Consider the following 19,946-nt stretch of genomic DNA (forward strand, 5'->3'; position numbering starts at 1 on the left):
GCCGCGCCGCCCGTCTTGGTGGGCCACCCGGCGTTGGGAGCGCGGTGTCTATTGAACCCCGAACTCCCTGTCAACGTCCGCTTCTGACTTTGTGCAGCGCTTCTGCAGTCCGGTGTGGAAGGCAACAGCTTTCCGCCCCGGCGCTCAACAAGACCGCCGCCGATGTCGTCCGCTTGACGCGAGGTGGCGGCTTTTATGGAACCGCCAACCCTGTGTCAACCGAGTATTTCCGAACTTGCTGCTAAACCTCATCGGCCTGGCTGCAGAGCATAAAACTCCGCGGCAGCGCCGTAAGCGCGGCCTTCGCAAGTCCTGTCCTACTCGGAAAGGACGCGCAATATGACGAGATTTCGCGGCAAGCGCAAGAGCGAAATGGAGCTTTTCGCCGACTTATCCACACCCCCGCGCTACAATCGGGGCGTCAGGCCGTTTCGATATAGGCTTTCAGCGCCCCGGCCTCGGCTTGCACGCTTTCGATCTTGCGTTTCACCACATCGCCGATCGACACAAAACCGCTCATGCGGCCATCATCCATAATGATGATGTGCCGGACGCGCTTCTCGGTCATCAGCTCCATGAGTGCGTCTATATGGGTGGTGGAACTGGCCGTTACGAGCGCCCGCGTCATCACCGAGGAGACCGGCTGGTCCAGTACGGCTGCACCGTCACGTGAAATGGCCCTGGCCAGATCGCGTTCGGAAAACACGCCGGCCACATCACCGTCCCTGTCGGCCACCACAACGGCACCGATGCGGTGTTCGGCCAGTACGTGCGTCGCCTCTGCCAGCGTTGTGTGAGGCGCAATTGTAATGACGTCCCTGCCCTTTTGGGCGAGTATCGCGGCAACATTCATGGCTGCCTCCATATCGGCAAGATTGCCTGTAGGGATGATGCCTCAAGCTGGTCCCGGGCGCAAATTGTCTCCTTGAACTGGCAGAAACATGCCGGAGGGGTGCTTTCCATGAGCAAAAGACGCGGGCTCGAACGCAATCTCGATCGCTGGATTGCTGCAGGCTGGGTCGAACCAGCGCACCGTGACGCCATCCTCGCCGATCACGCGCAAAGGCCCGGCCACTGGAGCGCTGCAGGCGCCGGCCTGATTCTCGGCGCGGTCCTTCTGGCGCTTGCCGCCCTGTCTTTTGTCGCAGCCAACTGGGCAGCGATGCCGCAGCTGGCGCGCTTCGCGCTGATTCTCGCCGCACTATGGGCGGCGCTGGGGGGAGCCGGCGAAAGCTTCCGGCGGAACAACCCGGCGCTCGGCCACGCTCTGGCGCTTGTAGGGGCATTCCTGTTTGGCGCCGCGATCATGCTCACAGCCCAGACCTTCAATATCAGCGCGTTCCGCAATACCGGCATATTGATCTGGGCGCTTGGCGCGCTTGCGGTCGCCGTCGCCATCCCGTCCCGGCCAGTGCTCGCGCTGTCCGCCTTGCTCGCCGGTAGCTGGATGGTGCTTGAAACCGTCAATCCGCTGACGCCCCGCATCGTCTGGCTGTTTGTTCCGCTATGGCTGGCAGTTACCGGCCTCGCCATCCGGATGGAAAGCCGGCTCACGGCAAACCTGCTCGGCGCGGGATTGCTGGCCTGGCTTTATACGCTGGTGCGATGGGCAGGCGGCGGTGAAGGCGAGCTGTCCACACCGGCCCTCTTTGTGTCCCTTGCACTCATCTGCGCGGCTGGAACGCTTGCCTTTGCGGTTGCTGAGGAACGCGGCCTGGCCATGAGCCGAATCATTTCGCGCTGGCTGATGACCGGCGCCGTCATCAGTGCATTTGCTGCCCAGTTCGCCATTGCCCGCGCCAGCGACGGGGCGACCACCGGCCTGCTGCTCACTGGCATGGTCAGCATTGCCGCCATCACCATGCTTGCTCTCATGCGCGTGCGTACAGGCGCGATGCGGCCGGTCACGGCGCTCACGGTGCCGGCAATCGCGCTTGCCGGCCTGCTGCTCGCACTGATTCCCTGGTTCGCTCCGGGATGGGTAGGCGCGCTGGAAGTCCTGGCAGGCATTGCTGTCTTCGCGCTGGCTGCCGCCATGGTGGCTGAGGGCGCACGTGCAGGGCGCGGCTTTACTGGCGGGCTGGGCCTTGTGCTTTTCATCGCGCAGGCCTTGCACGTCTACACCGCCCTCTTTGGCAGCCTGCTCGATACGGCCCTCTTCTTTCTGGTTGGAGGGCTGTTGCTGATTGCGATGTCGGTCATCGCCATGCGGCTTCAGAGCCGCAAACACGCACGTACGACGGAGGCTCAGCCATGAGCGTGATGATTCGCCTGTCTCTCATCGCCGCCGCCATGACGGCGCTGCTGGCGCTGATGGTCATTAATCAGGCTGCCGCGCGCGCAGGCGGGACCGAGATTCGGCTCACCATGGAGCCGGTTGATCCGCGCGATCTGCTGCTGGGACATTATGTCGAGCTGGTTACGCCCCTGCAGCGCCTTGAAACCGCGCAGCTGCAAGGCGGAACTGAGCATGTGTTTGAGCAGGGCGACCGGATATGGGTCGAACTGGAGACCGGTCAGGACGGCTCCTCCCTGCCCGTATCGGTCTATCCCTCCCCGCGCAGCGGCACATTTATAGAGGGCCGCGTCCGGTATGCCGGCAGCCTTGGCGAAGAGCCCGGCCAGTGGCTGACGGTCCACTATAATATCGAGCGCTATTTCGCCTCGCCTGAAGCGGCACTCGAACTGGAGGCACTGCGCAACGAATCGCGCCTGCGCCTGATCGTGTCACTGGGCGGTTCAGGCAGCGCGGTGATCCGCGGCCTCGAAATCGATGGCGAGGACCATATAGACCGGCTGTTCTAGCCCCGCCTGAACACCCTCACAAAGACCGGATAGAGCAGCATGCCTGCCAGCAGGCCACCGACATGGCCGGCCCAGGCGATGGGTATGGAATAGAAAATTCCGCCAATCGCGATCAGCGCATTGATCAGCAGCCATGGCACGGCCAGACGCAACATCCCGGTCCGCCCCCCTGATGCCCACCCGGCAGCGGCAAACACGCCCGACACCGCCGTTGACGCCCCGACCATGAAGGTCGGCTCATTTATATGGACGAGCGCATGCAGGCCCGCTCCCGCGATGGCACAGGTGAAATAGAAGGCCAGAAATCCCGCAGCAGCGGAAACGCCACGCCCGAACGGCGCAGCCGCAGCGCTGCCTGCGGCCAGCAAAATTCCCATGTTGAGCAGGACATGCCACCAGCCGGCATGGACAAAGACATGCAGAATGTAAGGGCTGAGGCCCGCCAGCGGCGCTTCGGGCGGCGGGCGCGGCAGCATGTCGGGCGCTGTCACCAGCGTGCCAGACCACATGATCAGCCCATGCAGGGCAGGACTGTTGGCGGCTGCCCAGCTATCCACAGCATGCACGGCGAGCGTCAGCACACACAAAGCCAGCACCAGCCCCGATACGCCTGGCCCCAGAAACGGCGCCCTGACCGGCCCGGCGCTTGCTGCAGATGGCAGGGGCGGCTCTGACCTGGCGAGGCCCTCGGGTTCACGTTCGGTCAATGGCTCTTCCTTTTTTTGCAGGTTCACCGGAACCGCAACTGGCACACGCGTTGCAGCCACCAGGTCCAAGCGTATCCAAACAGGACACTGGAAAAGATTATGCCGCGTTTTGCCAAAGTCACCCTCACCGCCGCAGCGCTGGCCATGATTGCCACACCGCTGGCGGCTGCGCAGCAGGCCAGCGACAACTGGAACCAGCCCTACGGCATGGCAAGCGGCGAAGAGAGCAGCCCATATGCCGGTCAGCGCGGGCGCGGTGCCAACCGGGTTGTTATCAATGGCATCATCCAGACAGGCGTTGGCGTCTCGGCGCAAGGCACGGTCACGGGTTCTACCGGGCTTGGCGGCGGGGTCGGCGGCAGCGGCCAGTATACCGGCTCGTCCGCGACCGCCATCGCAAACCAGCTGAATGTCGTGGTGAACGGCAATTACAACACCGTCGTCGTGAACTCGCGCCAGATCAATAATGGTGACGTGACGGCCAATGCCAGCAGTTCCAGCACCCAGTCCCGTACGAGCAGCCCGCTCATCTCCGGTGCAGCGCCGTCGGTTGCTGGCACGGAATCTGCTGGAAGCACGCTGAACGTCATTCCTCAGGCGACCGTGCCTGCCCCCTCCTCTGATCCCAATCGGGAGCCCTAGACATGACCCGCATCAAAAGCCTCCTGGTGGCTGCCGTATCGGCGCTGACCGTGTCGGCCTGTGCCACCTCCAATTCCGGCTCTGACGGGCTGTACGCCACGCCGACGGGCAATGCGCCGGTGACGGCCAACCCGACCCCCTATTCGCAGGCCCTGGTCTGCCTTTCCGGCCATGCGCGCCAGCAGGGCCGCCCGGCCCCGCGCGTCGCGGTCGGCCGCATTGCGGACTATACCGGCCAGCTCGCCCCTGAAGGCGGAACGCGCGTGACGCAAGGTGCATCGCTGATGGCGATGAGCGCCTTTGCCAAGGCCGGCGCCCGTCTGGTGGAGCGTTTTGACACGTCTGTCGCCGAACTGGAGCTGCGCTATACCAACAGCCAGCTGATCGGTGACGAGAACGAGCAGCAGGGCTTCCGCCAGATCTACGCGGGCGCCATGCCTGGCTCTGACTATTTCCTCGTCGGCGGCATTACCGAGCTGAACTCCAATATCCGCTCCAACGGCCAGGATCTCTTTGCCGGTGACAGCGTGGACTCTAGCCCGGCGGGCGTCTTCTCGCGCCGCATCTATGTGATGAATGTCGCGCTGGACCTGCGCCTTGTGGACAGCCGCACGCTCGAAGTGGTCGACGTGGTTTCCTACCAGAAGCAGATCATCGGCCGCGAAATCTCGGCTGGCATGTTCGCCTTCTTCGGTGACGCGGTGGTGGATCTGTCCGCCGGTGGCCGCTCGCTGGAGCCAGTCCAGCTTGCCGTTCGCGCGGTTATCGAGCGCGCCGTGCTTGAAATGTCATCCCAGCTTTATGGCGTCTCGGCGGAAGCCGTCTGCCAGTTCAATGACCCTATCGGACCGTCGAATGTTACCGGCGGTGTCCAGCTCAATACGGCTTATGCCGGTTCGGAGGCTCCTTATGTCCAGGCTCGCACTGACGTCAATCGCGGCCATGACCGCCGCGATAGCGACATCCGCAGCGTCCTTCGCGGCGTCTATCGATAGGGTCGAGAACGACCAGGCCAATAGCGCCCCGGTCGACGCCACTGTCGAGATTGACGCCGTCACGACGGAAATTGCGACCACCATCGCAACCGCGCAAAGCAACTCCGCCGGCGGCAGCTTCGCCAGCGAGGCGGAAGTCACATCCACCCAGGTGACCGATGGCGCGACGAGCGCCACGACCGGCATCGAAGCCGATTCGGTGTGGGGGCTGTCGACCGGGTTTGCGACCGCTCAGGGCAATGCTCTGACGGTGGACGCCGAAAACGGTCTGGCGATGGACGCCGGGCAGACTGCTGGCGCAGGCGCCAGCGTGTCGGCCCTCTCCGCCCTGCGTCTGAACACCTATGGCGGCAATACCGCGCAATCGGCAATGGCGACCGCCAACGCTGTCGAGGTTATGGGCTCGGGCAATATGCCGATGAATGTCCGCCAGTCTTCCGAGGCGGATGTCGAGGCGCGCTCGCAGATTGAGGCCGAAGAGGTCGAAACCGCGCTTGCCACGGCGCAGAGCGCGGGCAACAGCCTGACCGTGACCGGCTATGAGGCCAATATCATCGCGCTCGCCGACCAGGAAAATAGCGGCAATGTGCGCTCAACCGTCGATGCGGACATCGCCCATGCCAACTGGGGCGTCACCGCGATGAGCGAGGCTGCCGGCAATACAGCATCCACCCAGAACGACTGGGGCTATGGCCATCTGCAGGGCAGCCAGACCAATTCCGGCGAGGTGCGCGCCACGACAACGCTGGCCGTCGGCACGTTCGGTGACGGCCCGGTGGTCGGCTCGTCTCACGCGGTTGGTAACAACGCGCTGGTGTCCAATATCGGGGCAGATGCCTTTAGCGGCGTGACGCAGAACAACTCCGGCGCCGTGACGGGTCAGGTCTCCATGCAGCTGGGGACCGGCATGGCCGCCTACGGCACCAGTTCGGCCATCGGCAATGCGCAGTCTGCCTATATCTGCGCGACCTGCCCTGTGGGACTGAACGCCCAGGTCAATCAGGTCAATTCCGGCGCAATCAGCTCGATCACCCAGATGCAGGCCAATGGCTATGTCGGCGGCATGACTGGCACGGCAACAGCCGTCGGCAATGTCTCGACCTTCTCCACCATTGGTGGCGGGAACTAGACCAGGTCGTCCAGATCGACATTCAGCGCTCCGGCCAGCCGCTTGAGCGCTGATACGCTGCCCTCCTTGCGTCCAGTTTCGATCTCCGACAGGAAGGCCGGGCTGATCCCGGCCTTGGACGCCAGCGTCCGCGCCGTCAGTCCGCGATGACGGCGCCAGATACGCACCGGATTGCCGCCAGCCACCAGCTCGGCGACCACGCTGGCCGGAACCAGCTCTTCCTCGCCGCTGCGCACGCGCGCCGAAACTTTCCCGGCCGCCGCTATATCAGCCGCGTCCAGAAGCGCCTCGTACTGCTCCAGCGGAATGACCACCAGCTTTTCACCGGACGGCGTGGTTATGGTTTGCATGGCACCGCTCCTACTCATAGACACCGCCTCGCGCCGCAATCTTCAGGATCTCAAGTACACGGCCCTGATCGTCCATGATGACCCGCCAGTCCCCCACCCGCAGGCGGAGATAAGGTGATCCGGACAGAACCTTCACGTTATTGGCCAAGCTTGCGGGATCTTCAGCGAACTGACTTATCTTGGCCATGATGCGGCGTGCATCCGTGCCCGGCATACGGCGCAATGCCGTTACCGCCTGCTTGCTGTAAGCAATCTCTTTCACATCTTATATTCGCCTAGAGCGAATTCATGTCAAGATTTTCTAGAAAAACCCCAGCGTGTCCGCTTGCGGGTTGCTGGCCATCAGCCGGTCAAGACCGGCATTATAATTGGCAAGCTGGGCCTGCAGATAGGCTGGCACCGTCCCGCCCTTCTTGCCCGCACCCGGACCTTCCAGCAGCTGTTTGAGCGCAGGGTCCTGCGTGAGCTCGCGCCAGGCGCGCTGGACAACCGTCATCGCTTCAGTCAGCGCTTCATTCGCGGCAAGAGCCGCATCGCGGCTGGAAATATTATAGCTGCCGCCAAGCCTGAGCGAGAAGGTTGGGGGCGCAGCCGCGCTTTCATCGCGCGAGCCTTTCTTGGTAAGCGATTTGCCCGTGATCGTGCCGGAGGGAAGCCCCAGGCTTTCCAGCGCATTCTGGCCGTCGGCCCCGGCTTTGAGCTCGATGCTGACCCCGTCGCGCGGCGTGATTCGCAGGAACTCTTCGCCCGTGCGCCGTCCGACAGCCGACGTGCCATTCAGCAACAGCACCGCATTCAGCTTGAAGGTCAGCGAGCGCATGGTCTCACCGGCCTCGATCGTAATCTTGCGCTGGCGCCCGCCATTGACCGAGATATAGAAATGATCGCCCGTCCGCGCCGCGCTCTGGGCCGTTACCACCCGGCTGTCGGCATAGACGATCTTGCCACTCGGCAGGCCGAGTTTTGACAGGACCGAATCGCCCTGCGGATCGACGACAATGCCTGCGCCTTGCGAAACACCGCCGCGCCCTGAAATCTGCTGAGTCCACTCATGCGCGCCGGTGGCCGCATCGAACCCGGCCGCGAACGCATTGCGCGTACCGTTCTGGTTTGCGCCGGGCAGTTCGCCATTTGTCGTGCCGGACAGATAGACCTTGCCGCCGCTAACCTGGATGCCGGTGGCGAGATCATCTACGCCCGTGCCCAGGAATGTCGTGTAGCTGACCGAGGCGCTGGCCCCGTCCTCGATCTTTACCAGGAATGCATCCCGGCCGCCCTCATTCGCTGCCAGAGGCGCGCTCGGCGCGAAGGCCGCCCCGGCGCCGCCTGTCAGATAGATCGCGCCGTCATCATCCACGGTGATAGCCGTTATGCGGCCGCCGCCAAGCGAGCCCATATCGAGCGTCCAGACCGGATCGCCCGTGCCGTCATCGCCGGGCGCGAACTTGGTGATGACCGCCCGCCCGTCAACCTCGCTGGCAATCAGCAGGCCGCCATCCTGCGCGGTTGTCACGGCACGCGCGCGTTCAATACCGGCGCTGGCTTCCACGCCGCGCGTATAGAGTACGCTGCCGTCTGCCCCGATCGCGCGGACATAGCCATCAAGGCTGCCCTGATTGGTCATGCCGCCAAAACTGCCGCGCGCTTCACCGACAACGAAAATCGTGCCGTCATCGCCAATGGTCACGGCGTTGGCACGGTCATCGCCGGCTGCGCCAAAGCGCTGGGCCCATTGCTCCACGCCATCGGCATTGAATTTCACGACAAGGGAATCCTCGCCGCCCAGATCGTTCGTGCCGCCAAGCGCGCCTTTTACCGATCCCGCAACGACGACATTGCCAGCGCTGTCCACGGCCACCGATGCGCCATTGGCCTCGCCCGCTGCACCCAGCACCCGGCTCCACACTTCCTTGCCGTTGGAATCGTAGCGCATGAGGACCAGATCGGACTCGCCCTTGATATCCTGCCCGTTCACCGCCGAGCTGGTGCGGCCAACGACATAAATGCCGCCATCGGGGGCCTGCGTAATGGAATCGATGGTCAGCGGGTTGGCTGTTTCAGAGCTGCGCGTCTCGCCGCCCGGCAAAGGCACCTCGGTGATGGTACCGTCCGCTTCAATGCGCTGTGCAAACTGGACAATGGGCGTGCCATCCAGCCCGGTGATTTTTGAGAGCTGACCAGCCGCGCTGTCGCCTGTCCCGGTCACGCCTGCCATGTAGATGGCCGGCTTGCCCTGCGGCGCAGAGAACGAAACCTGCTCGGTCAGCACCCCACTGATGCGCAGCGCCCAGTCATTGGCCGTGACGATGCCCGCAGGCCCCACCTCGCCCACGCGGACAGCCGAAAAGCGGGTGATGATCTCCTGCTCTTCCAGCTTTGAATTGATGAAGTCGGTGACGTTGCCCATCGTGCGCGGCGTCGCGCCCATTTCGGACAGATCGATGGCGACATTGATGTCGCCGCCATTCTTGCGCACCGTCACCGTGAACTCGACATCGCCCTGGAAGGCCGTCACCGCCTGATCGGCCGGGCCTTTGTGAATGATGCCGGTTGTGTACTCGCTGATACCGCGGCTGACCGCGACTTCGCTCTCCGCCCGGGTAAGCTGGGTGTTCTTCAGAACGGAAATCTCGTCCAGCTTCAGCTTGGAAAAAAAGTCATCCATCTGGCCAAGACCTTCCTGGAAACGGCGGTTCCAGAAGGCCAGATCGGCCGGATTGGCATTGCGTTCACTGGCCGCAGCGGCCAGCGATTGCAGCGCGCGAAGGCCGGTGAACATCGCGTAGAGCTTTTTCTCGTCCTGGCTGACATTCAGCTTGGAAAAAGCGCTGGCGCCTGAATCGAAGAAGCGGCCATTGGCCAGAACCGAGCGGCGCACCGCGTCCAGCGCCGTTACCTCGCCGCGCGGATCCCAGGGCGGTAGCACATCCTTGTCGCGCGTGGAGCCTTGCGTCTGCTGCAAGGGCGCACGCGCGTTTGCCGCCGCATTGCGCGCAGCGTTCTGTGCGGAAAACCACGCACCCAGAACATCGCCTGACAGGCCAGCAATCACGTGTCGCTCCTGCGGACAGAATCGTCCACCAGCCAGTCTCGCAAACCATCACCAACAAAAGGTTAGCCCGTTGCGCATCTGCTCCTGCGGCGTCAATCAAGGCTAAGAGAGTGTTAACGGCTGCGGGCCGAAGGTTAACGCGCATTCGTGATTCGATATTTCCTTGTGAGGACAGATGAGCGCCACAGCGTCCAAAGCCACTGCCCCGGCCGCCGCGAAAGGCGATCTGGAGCCGCTCTTCCTGGGCCGGGATTTTCGCGCTCCGCGCATGAATCTCGATGGCAAGACCGTGCTGATTACCGGCGGCACCGGCTCGTTCGGGCATCATTTCGTGCGAACCGTGATCGAGGAGTTCAAGCCGAAGAAACTCATCATCTTTTCGCGCGACGAGCTGAAACAGTATGAGATGGCGCAGCTCTTCCCGCCCGCGCAATATCCCTTCATGCGCTATTTCATCGGCGATGTGCGCGATGAGGGGCGGCTGGATATGGCGATGCGCGGAGTGGACGTGGTGATCCACGCAGCTGCGCTCAAACACGTGCCGATTGCCGAGTACAACCCGTTTGAGTGCATCCGCACCAATGTGTTCGGCGCAGAAAATGTGGTGCGCGCGGCCATCAAGCGCGGCGTGAAGCATGTCTGCGCCCTGTCCACCGACAAGGCGGCCAACCCGATCAATCTCTATGGCGCGTCCAAGCTCGCCTCTGACAAGATTTTCAGCGCGGCGCAGAATATCGGCGGCGAGGACGGCCCGGTCTTTTCGGTGGTGCGCTACGGCAATGTGGTGGGGTCACGTGGCTCTGTCGTGCCCTTCTTCAACAAGCTGATTGCCGAAGGCGCCGACCATCTGCCCATTACCGACGAGCGCATGACCCGCTTCTGGATCACGCTCACCCAAGGGGTGAATTTCGTGCTGTCCTCGCTGGCCATGGCCAAGGGCGGGGAGATTTTCGTGCCGAAAATCCCCTCCATGCGCACGACGGACCTGGCCCGCACACTCGCCCCCGGCCTGCCGCACAAGATTATCGGCATCCGCCCCGGCGAGAAGCTGCACGAGATCATGGTGCCCGAGGACGATGCCCGTTCAACAGTCGAGCTGGAAGACCGCTATGTCATCGTGCCCCCGCAGCGCACAACGCTGATGGCGCAATGGCTGGACGCGGGCGCAGCCGCCCCTGACGGCTTCTCCTACGCCTCTGACAGCAATCCTGAGCGGCTCGACGCACGTGCGCTGCAATCCCTGCTGGGACAGGCGTTCGGCGGGTAGTTGCCTACCCCAACACCTCACCCAGCGCCGCGCACACCCGCGCCACATCGCCCGTCTGCATCCGCGTGAAGAGCGGCAGCGATAATGTCTGCGCATAATGAGCCTCGGCCCCCGGCAGATGCAGAGCGCCATAGCGCTGCACATAATAGGGCTGGGTGTGGACCGGGATGTAGTGGACCTGCGTGCCGATACCGCGCGCTTTGAGCGCATTCATCACCTCAGCGCGCGTGCGCCCGGCTGCGTGGAAATCTATTCGCACATTCATCAGATGCCGGCACGGATCACTGCCCGGCGGATCGGCAGGCAGGCGCACTAGCGGCGCGAGAGCATGCAGGTGCTCGCGATAAGCTGCCGTCAGGGCGCGGCGCTTGGCGGCGAACTGCGCCATGCGGGCGAGCTGCGCCCGGCCAAGCGCGGCATTGATGTCCGGCAGGCGGTAATTCCAGCCCAGCGACGCCATCTCATGATACCAGGGCTCGTCCGCGCCTTCGGCCCGCTCAAACCTCGCCGCATCGCGTTCAATGCCATGGCTGCGCTGACGCGCCATGCGGGCGGCGAGATCGGGACTGTTCGTGGTTACCATCCCGCCCTCGCCCGTGGTGAGCGATTTGACCGGGTGGAAGGAGAAGGTCGCCGCATCGCCATGCTCACACGCTCCAACCATGGCGCCTGATGCGCCGCGCGAGCCGATAGCGTGACAACTGTCTTCCACGATGGCGAGATCATGCTGGCGGGCGAGGCCCGCAATCGCCTCCATACCGCACGGCACGCCGGCCAGATGCACCGGCAGCACCGCCTTCGCCTTCCCGCCAGCACGCTTGAGCGCGGCGGCCAGCGTATCAGGCGTCAGCAGGCCCGTCTCAGGATCCACGTCGGCAAACACTACCTCCGCCCCGCAATAGCGCGCGGCATTGGCCGTCGCCATGAAGGTGATGGACGGCACGATGCAGACATCCCCCTCGCCCACCCCCAGCGCATCCAGCGCGAGATGCAGCGCCGTCGTGCCATTGGAGCAGGCAATGGCGTAAGCCGCGCCGGTGAACTCCGCGAACTCCGCCTCGAAAGCGGGGATTTCCGGGCCCGTGGTGAGATAGTCCGATTGCAATGCGCGCACTGCCGCTGCGATGTCGTTCTCATCAATGTCCTGGCGCCCATAGGCGAGAAAATCGGCCTGCTCGGTCATTGATCCGCTCCATCGCGTTCGTGTTGCGCGCCAGCATGACGTGAGTCGCGTGTCCGCCAGCTCTCGCCCCGTTTGCGGGCATAGTGGCCCCATCAAGGAGCACAGACGGCGATATTCGCGTTAACAACTGGGAAATACGAAGTCCATATTGACTCATCTGCCGCCGCGTCACGCGATGTTCATGCGGTTCTGGTGATCCGTATTTGCAGAAAAACTTGAGGCCGTGTCCACACGGCCTCATTTCCTGTGCGCATAAAGCACAGATGTTATTCAAGATTTCTGACATTTAATCATTGAGGTATTTTTACCACATTTCGCTGCGTTGCAGCGAAACTGCATCAAATGATGTTGCAGCGCGTCAATGCCTACGCAAAGCTATTGTGACAAAGCGCGGCGTCAGACCAGCGCGAAGCCTCTGCAATGCGATCCCGCCAGCCCCGCACAACGACGCGGAGGAGACGGCGCGATGTATAATTCTGCAGCGTTCGGCTGTGACGGCATGTCCGGCACCGGACCGATCTCCTCTGTTTGCCCGCCGGCTTCCGGCTCAAAAACATACAACAGGGGATTATCCATGCATTCAGACACAATCGGCGCGCCGCGGCGCGCGCGCCCGCTTGCCTGGGGCTGCGCGCTGGCGCTTGGCGGCGCGATAGCCTTCGCCGCGCCCGCAGCGGCCCAGGTTACAGATGAAGCAGCCTACATCTTCAACACGCTGCTTTTCCTGATCGGCGGCTTTCTGGTGATGTGGATGGCGGCGGGCTTCGCCATGCTTGAGGCCGGCTCGGTCCGCGGCAAGCACGCGGCTGCCATCTGCCTGAAAAACATCGGCCTTTACTCCATCGCTGGCATCATGTTCTACGCCGTTGGCTATAACCTGATGTATTATGGTGTCGACCAGAGCGGGGGCTATTTCGGTATTCCCTTCCCCTGGTCGCCGGGCGAACTGACCGGCGATGAGGTGATCGACGTGGCCGAAAACGGCTACTCGACCGCTTCCGACTGGTTCTTCCAGATGGTGTTTGTGGCCACCACGGCCTCCATCGTGTCCGGCGCCGTGGCAGAGCGTATCCGCATCGGGGCGTTTTTCCTGTTCGTGGTGGTCCTGACCGCCGTGATCTACCCCATCCAGGGCGCCTGGACGTGGGGCGAAGGCTGGCTGGACGCTGCAGGCTTCTCCGACTTTGCCGGCTCGACGATCGTTCACTCGGTCGGCGGATGGGCGGCACTGGCCGGCATCATCCTGGTGGGCGCGCGCACGGGCCGTTTTGTCGACGGCAAGGCCATACCGATGCACTCCTCCAGCCTGCCACTGGCAACGCTCGGCACGTTCGTGCTCTGGCTCGGCTGGTTCGGCTTTAACGGCGCCTCACAGCTCGCGCTCGGTTCAGCGGCAGACGCGACCGCCGTCGCGCAGATCTTCGCCAACACCAACATGGCCGCTGCCGGCGGCGTGGTGGCCACCTACCTGCTCACGCTGGCTCTGGGACGCGGCAAGGCCAATCTGGGTGCCGTGCTGAACGGCGCGCTGGCTGGGCTGGTCTCCATCACGGCAGAACCGCTCACCCCCACTATCGGGCAGGCCATCCTGTTTGGCGCCGTCGGCGGCGTCATTGCGACCTTCGGCGCGATCCTGCTGGAGAAGCTCCGCCTGGACGATGTGGTCGGGGCCATCCCGGTCCACCTGTTTGCTGGCATCTGGGGTACGATGATCGTGCCGCTGACCAATCCGGACGCCAACTTTGTCACACAGGCTATCGGCATAGGCGCTATCGGCGCATTCGCCTTCACCGCCAGCTTTATTGTTTTCCTGGTGCTGAAGATCACGGTCGGCATCCGCCTGAAGCCTGATGAAGAGACGGTAGGCGGCGACTACACCGAGCTTGGCCACAGCGCCTATCCGGAGTTCCTGCCGGGAAAGGACAAAGCCCCGGCTACCAGCTGACACAAATGGCGGACCGGGGGGAGCACCCTCCCGCCCGGCCGCCCTTCATCGGTCAGCCCGGGGCAGGACAGCCTGCACCAGACATGGTTTCACAACCGCGTCCGGCGCCGGCAGGCAAGCTTCGCAAACGTGAAAAGCAGGTGCGCCCGCCAAAACGGCAACGCCTGTTCCAGCTGACCATTCTCGATCTCACCTGGGCCTCGCCAGCGCCAAAAAGCTGGCCGGCTCCGGTGCGGTCCAAGGCGCGCGCAAGCTCAGGGGCCCGCACGCCTTTCAGAACCGGCGGCCGGAAAACCGGCCAGCCATACACCCAAGGGGATTAGACATGAAACATCTCATCAGCTCGCGCTACCGCGCATACGGCCTTGCCGCGCTTCTGGCGGCATCTGCCTCTCCGCTCGCCCTGGCACCGTCCGCTCAGGCACAAGAGGCCATCACCATCGAAGCAAACGTCGCTCTGGTCAGCGATTACCGCTTCCGTGGCATCTCGCTTTCAGACCGCGATCCGGCCATTCAGGGCGGCTTTGACATCAGCTTTGCCAATGGCTTCTACGTTGGCACCTGGGCTTCCAGTATCGAGCCGGTGGGCAATTCCGAACTGGAGCTGGACCTGTATGCCGGGTTCGCCTTTGAGGCGGCGGGCGCCGAGTTTGACGTCGGTGCGCTCGTCTACACCTATCCGGGCGAGTCCGACGTGCATTACTGGGAGTTCTACGGATCGGTCGCATTTACGACCGGAGCCCTGGAGTCCACCTTCGGTGTGGCCTACGCGCCTGAACAGGACAATATCGGCGGAGATGACAATCTCTACCTCTATTACGATGCCAGCTATCCCTTGGGCGATAGCGGTCTCAGCCTGATCGGCGGCATCGGCTATGAGACGGGCGCTTTCGGGGACCCGGACGGCGATGGCGATGACAAGTGGAACTGGTCGCTGGGGCTGGCATGGAGTGCCCTCGGAGTGGACTGGTCACTGGCCTATATCGACACGACCGAGAGCCTGAGCGAGGGCAACTCGACGGCAGTTCTGACCATTTCCAAGGCCTTCTAGCCTTTTAGCGGAATGCAGAAAATGCGAAGGGCGCAGCCTTGCGGCTGCGCCCTTTATTCGTCCCCCTCGGACGAAACCTATCGTCCGAAGAGCGACAGGATGATCTGCGGTTCGGAGTTGGCGATCGAGAGGGCCTGGACACCGAGCTGCTGCTTCACCTGCAGGGCGGTCAGCTGCGCGCTCTCGCGTGCAAGATCGGCGTCCACCAGGTTTCCGACCCCGGCGGTGAGACTGTCATTGAGTTTGCCGATAAAGGTCCGGTGCGCCTCCATCTTCTTCAGGTCAGAGCCGAGCCGTGCCAGCGCCGCGTTCACGTTATCAAGGCTGGCATTGACGAACGACACCGCGCTCGCCGCCAGCGTCACCGTGCCAAGGCTGGCTGTGGCAGACAGGGTCATGATCGTGCCAGAGAAGCTCATATCCTGCGTGTTCAGCGTGACCGAACGGGCGGCGTCCGCGTCCGCCAGGAAGGCGATGCCGTTAGGTATGGTACCGTTGAGCATGTTCGCGCCGTCAAAGTCGGCATTCTGCAGAATGACCTGGATCTGGTTGATCAGTGCCTTGAAATCGCTGTCATAGGCAGCACGCGAGAAGCTGTCGATGGAAGCGTCCATCGCGGCCGTGGCCTTTTCTCGCATCTCGATGAGAAGGTCCGAGATGGCCTCGCCTGCCGCTATGGCCACATCGCCGATCGACACCGCCCGGTCCAGCGATGTCTTGACCGATCCGAGCGCGCCAATATCGGCACGCATAGACTGGGCCACGGCAAACACCGAGGAATTGTCCTTAGCGCCCGCAATCTTCAGGCCGGTATTGATCCTGTTCTGGGTGGTCTGCAGATCAATGTTGGTCTTGTTGAGATTTTGCAATGCGAGCATCGCGGATACATTTGTCTGGACGCTTAGCGCCATCGGTCTTCTCCCAGAGTCCCGCCGCCTTTTGGCAGCCCTTCGCGTATGACCGAGCAAAAGCGGGGCCATCAGGGTTAATCTGGGATTAGCTCAATATAATCAGTGCGTTTGCCGGAATCAAAAATGCCTTCGCCGGGCCAGCAGGCCAAACGAAGGCAAAAATTCCCTGCCTGTGCCGGTCAAAATCTGCCGGGCAGGCACTCAGCTCAGGCCGTTTCGTTTATCAGGCCGCCAGTCTCATTTCTCAGGAAGGAGACAAGATCACCAAAGCTTTCCGGCGGCCAGCGGCGCAGCGTTTCGCCCGTGTCAGGGTCCATAAGCTTGTAGATGAAACGGCCGGCCTTGTCCTCGTCCCGCTCAATCTGCAAACGGGTGCGGCCCGTCGCGCTTAGCTGGGCGCGCATCTCTTCAATGGCTTCGCTCTGGCGCAGAGTGTCACGGGCATCGGGGTTAGGCTGGCGTGCGCCCTGCTCCACCGGCTGAACCACGTTGGCCGCCGCGCTGACAGGGGCCGCGCTCATGGCGATGCCGGTGACCGGCACAACGAGCTCCCGCCCGGATATGGCTGTAATAGCGTTCATAACATCACCTGGCTGGCGCTTCTACATTCACGCGCCCCCAAATCCCCTTGAAAAGTCCAATCCCTTTCAGCGCCCGCAGGGCCAAAGTCCCGTTGAAAAAGAAAGCGGCGGAGGCAGAACCCCACGTAATGCCCCCGCCACTCTCCCCACCACTAACCTAGCGGAAGAAGCCCAGCACCGTGGACGGTGCGGAGTTGGCGATCGACAGCGCCTGGATGCCAAGCTGCTGCTTGACCTGCAGGGACTGCAGACGTGCCGATTCCTTCGCGAGATCGGCGTCGACAAGGTTGCCGATACCTTTTTCAAGGCTGTCGGAAAGCTTGCTGACGAACGTTTTGTGGATTTCCAGCGACTTCGAACCCGTACCCATACGCGCGAGCGCAGAGTTCAGGTTGGTCAGGGCCGATTCGATTGCGGTCACAGCTGCAGAGGCATCAGACTGCGTGGCAATATCCGTACCACCGGACAGGCCGAGAATGGTGCCGGACAGTGACAGGTCTTCGTCTGACACGTTGATCGTGTTGGTGCCCTTGGCATTGGCCAGAGCCGAAATGCCACCGGACATCGAGCCGTCGATCAGGTTGGAGCCGTTGAACTCGGCGTTTTCCACGATCGTCGAGATCTGGTCACGCAGAGCCTCGAAGTCTTCATTCAGAGCCGTACGCGACGCACTGTCAAGTGACACGTCCGAAGCGGCCAGCGCCTTTTCCTTCATCTCGATCAGAAGATCGGAGATGGCGTCACCGGCGGCCAGGGCCACGTCGACGGTAGAAATGGCAAGATCGAGGGAGTTGTTGACAGCACGCAAGCTGCCGACTTCCGCCCGCATGTTCTGGGCGATGGCGTAGATGCCGCCATTGTCCTTGGCAGACGAAACAGCCAGACCCGTGTTGATACGGTTCTGGACGGTTTGCAGCTGCGAGTTGGTTTTGTTGAGGTTTTGCAGGGCGACCATTGCGCCCGGATTGGTATTTACACTAGCCATTTCTTGGCTCCTTTCACGTTCTATGGTGTGACGCGCGTTTTGCGTGCCAGGTCTTCTGACCCGACCGCTCCCCAGCAAGGGCGGGGCCAAGTCGAATCACTTTCCCCGGGGAATCTGAATTTCAGATAGGTTTCAGTGGGTTGGCTCACACGTCAAAACAACCGCCTCAACGGCACCCGGCATTTTTTGCCCATTAAGCGCGCATTTACCCGGCAGATATTGCCCAGGCGGCACTTCTTGCCGGTTTCCGAATCAATAATTTTTGTTGAAATTCAATGATTTGCTAACAAACTCTTAACGCCGCGCCTGGCCAGAAAAAAGGGGCCGCCCCGAAGGACGGCCCCGCCATTCTGCCTCTACCGGAAGAAGCTGAGTACGGACTGCGGCGCAGAGTTCGCAATCGACAGGGCCTGAATGCCAAGCTGCTGCTTGACCTGCAGGGACTGAAGCTTTGCGGACTCTTTTGCCATGTCCGCATCGACAAGATTGCCGATACCGCTTTCCAGAGCGTCAGAGAGTTTTGTGACGAACGTCTGATGGATCTCCAGCGCCTTTGATTTGGTGCCCAGACGCGCAAGCGCGCTGTTCACATTCTCCAGCGAAGTGGCGATCTGCGAAGCAATATCCGAAGCGGCAGTCGCCGTACCAAACGAGGCGGTCGAGGACAGCGTCACGATGGTGCCGGACAGAGAGAGATTCTCCGTGCCGACCGTGATTGTCTTCGAGCCGTCCGCATTGGCAAGGGCAATGAAGCCGTCCGTTGCACTGCCATCGATCAGGTTGAGGCCGTTGAACTCGGCGTTCTCGACAATGGTTGCGATCTGGTCGCGCAATGCCTTGAAGTCCTCGTTCAGAGCAACCCGGCTTGGCGTATCGAGCGACGTGTCGCCGGCTGCCAGAGCCTTTTCCTTCATTTCGATAAGCAGATCAGAAATCGCCTCACCCGCGGCGAGCGTAACATCGGTCGTCGAGATGCCGCGGTTCAGACTGTCCTGAACGACACCATACGCGCTCACATCCGACCGCATACGCTGGGCAATGGCGTAGATGCCGCCATTATCCTTCGCGTTTGCGACCTGCAGTCCGGTATTGATCCGGTTTTGCGTGGTTTGCAGTTGCATATTGGTCTTGTTCAGGTTCTGCAGGGCCACCATGGCCCCATAGTTCGTGTTCACAGAATTGGTCATTGTGGGGTTCCTCCATTCTGGAAGTGGGTAAGGGACGTTTTGTCCTGCTGCGCTACGCGCAAACCCCATGCCGGTTCGGCGCCTCGCGCCGCCCTCGCAGGCCTATGATTTCTATGTGGAATTATTCTGCCCGGCGAACCGCTCGCCCTGCCCGGTCAAAACTGCCGGACGCGTTTGGCCTGACCGGCAAAAAGCGCCGCTCCGGCAACCGGGCACAAAAAAAGGCCGGACAGGCGTCCGGCCTCACTGCTCGCCATGCCGTGCGGGCATCACGCCGCGCTGGCGGCGCCCTGTCCCTGGGGGGCGAGCCCCTGCATGATGGTGCGGTTGATCTCGATGAGAGTATCCACCGCGTCATTGTCGCGTATCGCGTCGCTGGTCTGGCGCGAGACAAAGATGGACAGCGAAATGATCGCGGCCCGCAGCGATTCCGGCAGCTTGTTGTCCTCACTGGAACAATCGGCGGCAAACGCCGTCCACATGCGGCGGTTCCAGTCCAGCGCGTCGGCGCGTTTTGACAGCTCCGACGCCCCGCACTCACGCGCAGCCAGCAGCGCGCGCGTCACCTGGCCGAACAGCCGGTATTCTGCTGACCGGGGATCTTCAGTGCGCGCAGCAGCGGTCTGGTAGGCTTGGTAAGACATGAAACGGTCTACCCTTTCGCGGCGGCCGGCGTGCGGCCCGTGCGTTGATCTTCGTACGTGATGAGCTTGCGGCAGCGGATGAGCGCCTTGTAGAAATCGCCCGCCATGACATCGCGGCTGACCGATACGCAATCTGCCAGCACTTCGGGGTTTGTCAGCGCGTTCATGAACTCGGTCATGCGCAGGACGAACTGGTCATAAACCGCGCCCTCGGCCCGCCCCTCCAGATACATCATCATCACCGGGAAATAGATACGGCGTGCAGGGCTGTCGGCCTCATGCTCCTGCATGATGTCCTTTTCACGCAGCACCGACGCCTTGTTCTGGAGAACCAGTATCGCGCGCCGGTCGCCGTTTTCGACAACAGCGCCGTTGAGCACGAATTTCTCGCCCGGCTTCAAGGACAATTTCAGCGGCATGGATGGGCCCCCTTAACAGATCATGCAGATGTGCAGCCCCTGTTGATAGCGATATTCGGCAAACGGGGTGAAGAAACCGTTGCGCACGCCACA

General features: G+C 62.3%; 20 protein-coding genes. 8 read left to right on the forward strand and 12 right to left on the reverse strand.

The features are described from left to right. Nucleotides 1–421 precede the first annotated feature (421 nt). Nucleotides 422–853 carry a CBS domain-containing protein gene (locus tag X907_RS10785; RefSeq protein WP_127567861.1) on the reverse strand — a complete coding sequence of 144 codons (432 nt, stop codon included), beginning with the start codon at nucleotides 851–853 and terminating at the stop codon, nucleotides 422–424. Nucleotides 854–961: 108 nt separating this feature from the next. Here X907_RS10785 and X907_RS10790 point away from each other — a divergent pair, with 108 nt between their 5' ends. Continuing rightward, entirely contained in the window at nucleotides 962–2,257 is a 1,296-nt protein-coding gene (locus tag X907_RS10790; RefSeq protein WP_127567864.1) for a DUF2157 domain-containing protein, read from the forward strand. Continuing rightward, nucleotides 2,254–2,805, forward strand: a complete 552-nt coding sequence (locus X907_RS10795) for a GDYXXLXY domain-containing protein (RefSeq protein ID WP_127567866.1) — start codon at nucleotides 2,254–2,256, stop codon at nucleotides 2,803–2,805. Before X907_RS10790 ends, X907_RS10795 begins: the two co-directional genes overlap by 4 nt. On the opposite strand, the gene X907_RS10800 is transcribed toward X907_RS10795, so the two are convergent. After that, nucleotides 2,802–3,512, reverse strand: coding sequence for a rhomboid family intramembrane serine protease (locus X907_RS10800; RefSeq protein WP_127567868.1), 711 nt, complete (start codon nucleotides 3,510–3,512; stop codon nucleotides 2,802–2,804). The two genes, X907_RS10795 and X907_RS10800, sit on opposite strands and share 4 nt — an antisense overlap. Nucleotides 3,513–3,611: 99 nt before the next feature. Between X907_RS10800 and hfaA the strand changes: the two genes are divergently transcribed. From hfaA to hfaD, 3 genes are read left to right on the forward strand one after another with little or no spacing between them, the layout of a single operon-like run. Beyond that, nucleotides 3,612–4,154 (forward strand): holdfast anchoring protein HfaA, encoded by a 543-nt coding sequence (hfaA, locus tag X907_RS14455; protein ID WP_170175537.1) that lies wholly within the window; start codon nucleotides 3,612–3,614, stop codon nucleotides 4,152–4,154. Nucleotides 4,155–4,156: 2 nt separating this feature from the next. After that, complete coding sequence (hfaB, locus tag X907_RS10810; protein WP_127567870.1) at nucleotides 4,157–5,149, forward strand: holdfast anchoring protein HfaB; 993 nt, start codon at nucleotides 4,157–4,159, stop codon at nucleotides 5,147–5,149. Next, nucleotides 5,064–6,278 carry a holdfast anchor protein HfaD gene (gene hfaD, locus X907_RS10815; protein WP_127567872.1) on the forward strand — a complete coding sequence of 405 codons (1,215 nt, stop codon included), beginning with the start codon at nucleotides 5,064–5,066 and terminating at the stop codon, nucleotides 6,276–6,278. Before hfaB ends, hfaD begins: the two co-directional genes overlap by 86 nt. Here hfaD and X907_RS10820 read toward each other — a convergent pair. From X907_RS10820 to X907_RS10830, 3 genes are read right to left on the reverse strand one after another with little or no spacing between them, the layout of a single operon-like run. After that, entirely contained in the window at nucleotides 6,275–6,628 is a 354-nt protein-coding gene (locus X907_RS10820) for a helix-turn-helix domain-containing protein (RefSeq protein ID WP_127567874.1), read from the reverse strand. The two genes, hfaD and X907_RS10820, sit on opposite strands and share 4 nt — an antisense overlap. Nucleotides 6,629–6,638: 10 nt before the next feature. After that, complete coding sequence (locus tag X907_RS10825; RefSeq protein WP_127567876.1) at nucleotides 6,639–6,890, reverse strand: type II toxin-antitoxin system RelE family toxin; 252 nt, start codon at nucleotides 6,888–6,890, stop codon at nucleotides 6,639–6,641. Between the two features lie 39 nt (nucleotides 6,891–6,929). Then, entirely contained in the window at nucleotides 6,930–9,680 is a 2,751-nt protein-coding gene (locus tag X907_RS10830; RefSeq protein ID WP_233352317.1) for an SMP-30/gluconolactonase/LRE family protein, read from the reverse strand. Between the two features lie 175 nt (nucleotides 9,681–9,855). On the opposite strand from X907_RS10830, the gene pseB reads away from it, so the two are divergent. Then, the gene (gene pseB / locus X907_RS10835) at nucleotides 9,856–10,947 is read left to right on the forward strand and encodes a UDP-N-acetylglucosamine 4,6-dehydratase (inverting) (protein WP_127567878.1); all 1,092 of its coding nucleotides are present in this window, start codon (nucleotides 9,856–9,858) and stop codon (nucleotides 10,945–10,947) included. A 4-nt stretch (nucleotides 10,948–10,951) separates the two neighbouring features. Here the strand turns inward: pseB and pseC are convergent, their stop codons facing one another. Next, nucleotides 10,952–12,130, reverse strand: coding sequence for a UDP-4-amino-4,6-dideoxy-N-acetyl-beta-L-altrosamine transaminase (gene pseC / locus X907_RS10840; protein ID WP_127567880.1), 1,179 nt, complete (start codon nucleotides 12,128–12,130; stop codon nucleotides 10,952–10,954). Between the two features lie 574 nt (nucleotides 12,131–12,704). Here pseC and X907_RS10845 point away from each other — a divergent pair. After that, nucleotides 12,705–14,075 carry an ammonium transporter family protein gene (locus tag X907_RS10845; protein WP_127567882.1) on the forward strand — a complete coding sequence of 457 codons (1,371 nt, stop codon included), beginning with the start codon at nucleotides 12,705–12,707 and terminating at the stop codon, nucleotides 14,073–14,075. 325 nt (nucleotides 14,076–14,400) lie between these two features. Continuing rightward, a complete protein-coding gene (locus X907_RS10850) occupies nucleotides 14,401–15,126 on the forward strand; it encodes a TorF family putative porin (RefSeq protein WP_127567884.1) in 726 nt (241 codons plus the stop codon). Nucleotides 15,127–15,203: 77 nt separating this feature from the next. On the opposite strand, the gene X907_RS10855 is transcribed toward X907_RS10850, so the two are convergent. The 6 genes from X907_RS10855 to flbT form a co-directional block, all read right to left on the reverse strand. After that, nucleotides 15,204–16,037, reverse strand: coding sequence for a flagellin (locus tag X907_RS10855; protein WP_127567886.1), 834 nt, complete (start codon nucleotides 16,035–16,037; stop codon nucleotides 15,204–15,206). A gap of 206 nt (nucleotides 16,038–16,243) precedes the next feature. Continuing rightward, nucleotides 16,244–16,618: a flagellar protein FlaG gene (locus X907_RS10860; protein WP_127567888.1), complete on the reverse strand. Its 375-nt coding sequence runs from the start codon at nucleotides 16,616–16,618 to the stop codon at nucleotides 16,244–16,246. A 157-nt stretch (nucleotides 16,619–16,775) separates the two neighbouring features. Further along, the gene (locus tag X907_RS10865; protein ID WP_127567890.1) at nucleotides 16,776–17,603 is read right to left on the reverse strand and encodes a flagellin; all 828 of its coding nucleotides are present in this window, start codon (nucleotides 17,601–17,603) and stop codon (nucleotides 16,776–16,778) included. Between the two features lie 356 nt (nucleotides 17,604–17,959). After that, entirely contained in the window at nucleotides 17,960–18,790 is an 831-nt protein-coding gene (locus tag X907_RS10870) for a flagellin (protein ID WP_127567892.1), read from the reverse strand. A 269-nt stretch (nucleotides 18,791–19,059) separates the two neighbouring features. Further along, nucleotides 19,060–19,434 (reverse strand): flagellar biosynthesis regulator FlaF, encoded by a 375-nt coding sequence (gene flaF / locus X907_RS10875; protein WP_127567894.1) that lies wholly within the window; start codon nucleotides 19,432–19,434, stop codon nucleotides 19,060–19,062. A gap of 8 nt (nucleotides 19,435–19,442) precedes the next feature. Continuing rightward, complete coding sequence (gene flbT / locus X907_RS10880) at nucleotides 19,443–19,853, reverse strand: flagellar biosynthesis repressor FlbT (protein ID WP_127567896.1); 411 nt, start codon at nucleotides 19,851–19,853, stop codon at nucleotides 19,443–19,445. Between the last annotated feature and the right edge of the window lie 93 nt (nucleotides 19,854–19,946).

Origin of the sequence: Glycocaulis alkaliphilus (assembly GCF_004000605.1) — a bacterium.
Taxonomy (GTDB): Bacteria; Pseudomonadota; Alphaproteobacteria; order Caulobacterales; family Maricaulaceae; genus Glycocaulis; species Glycocaulis alkaliphilus.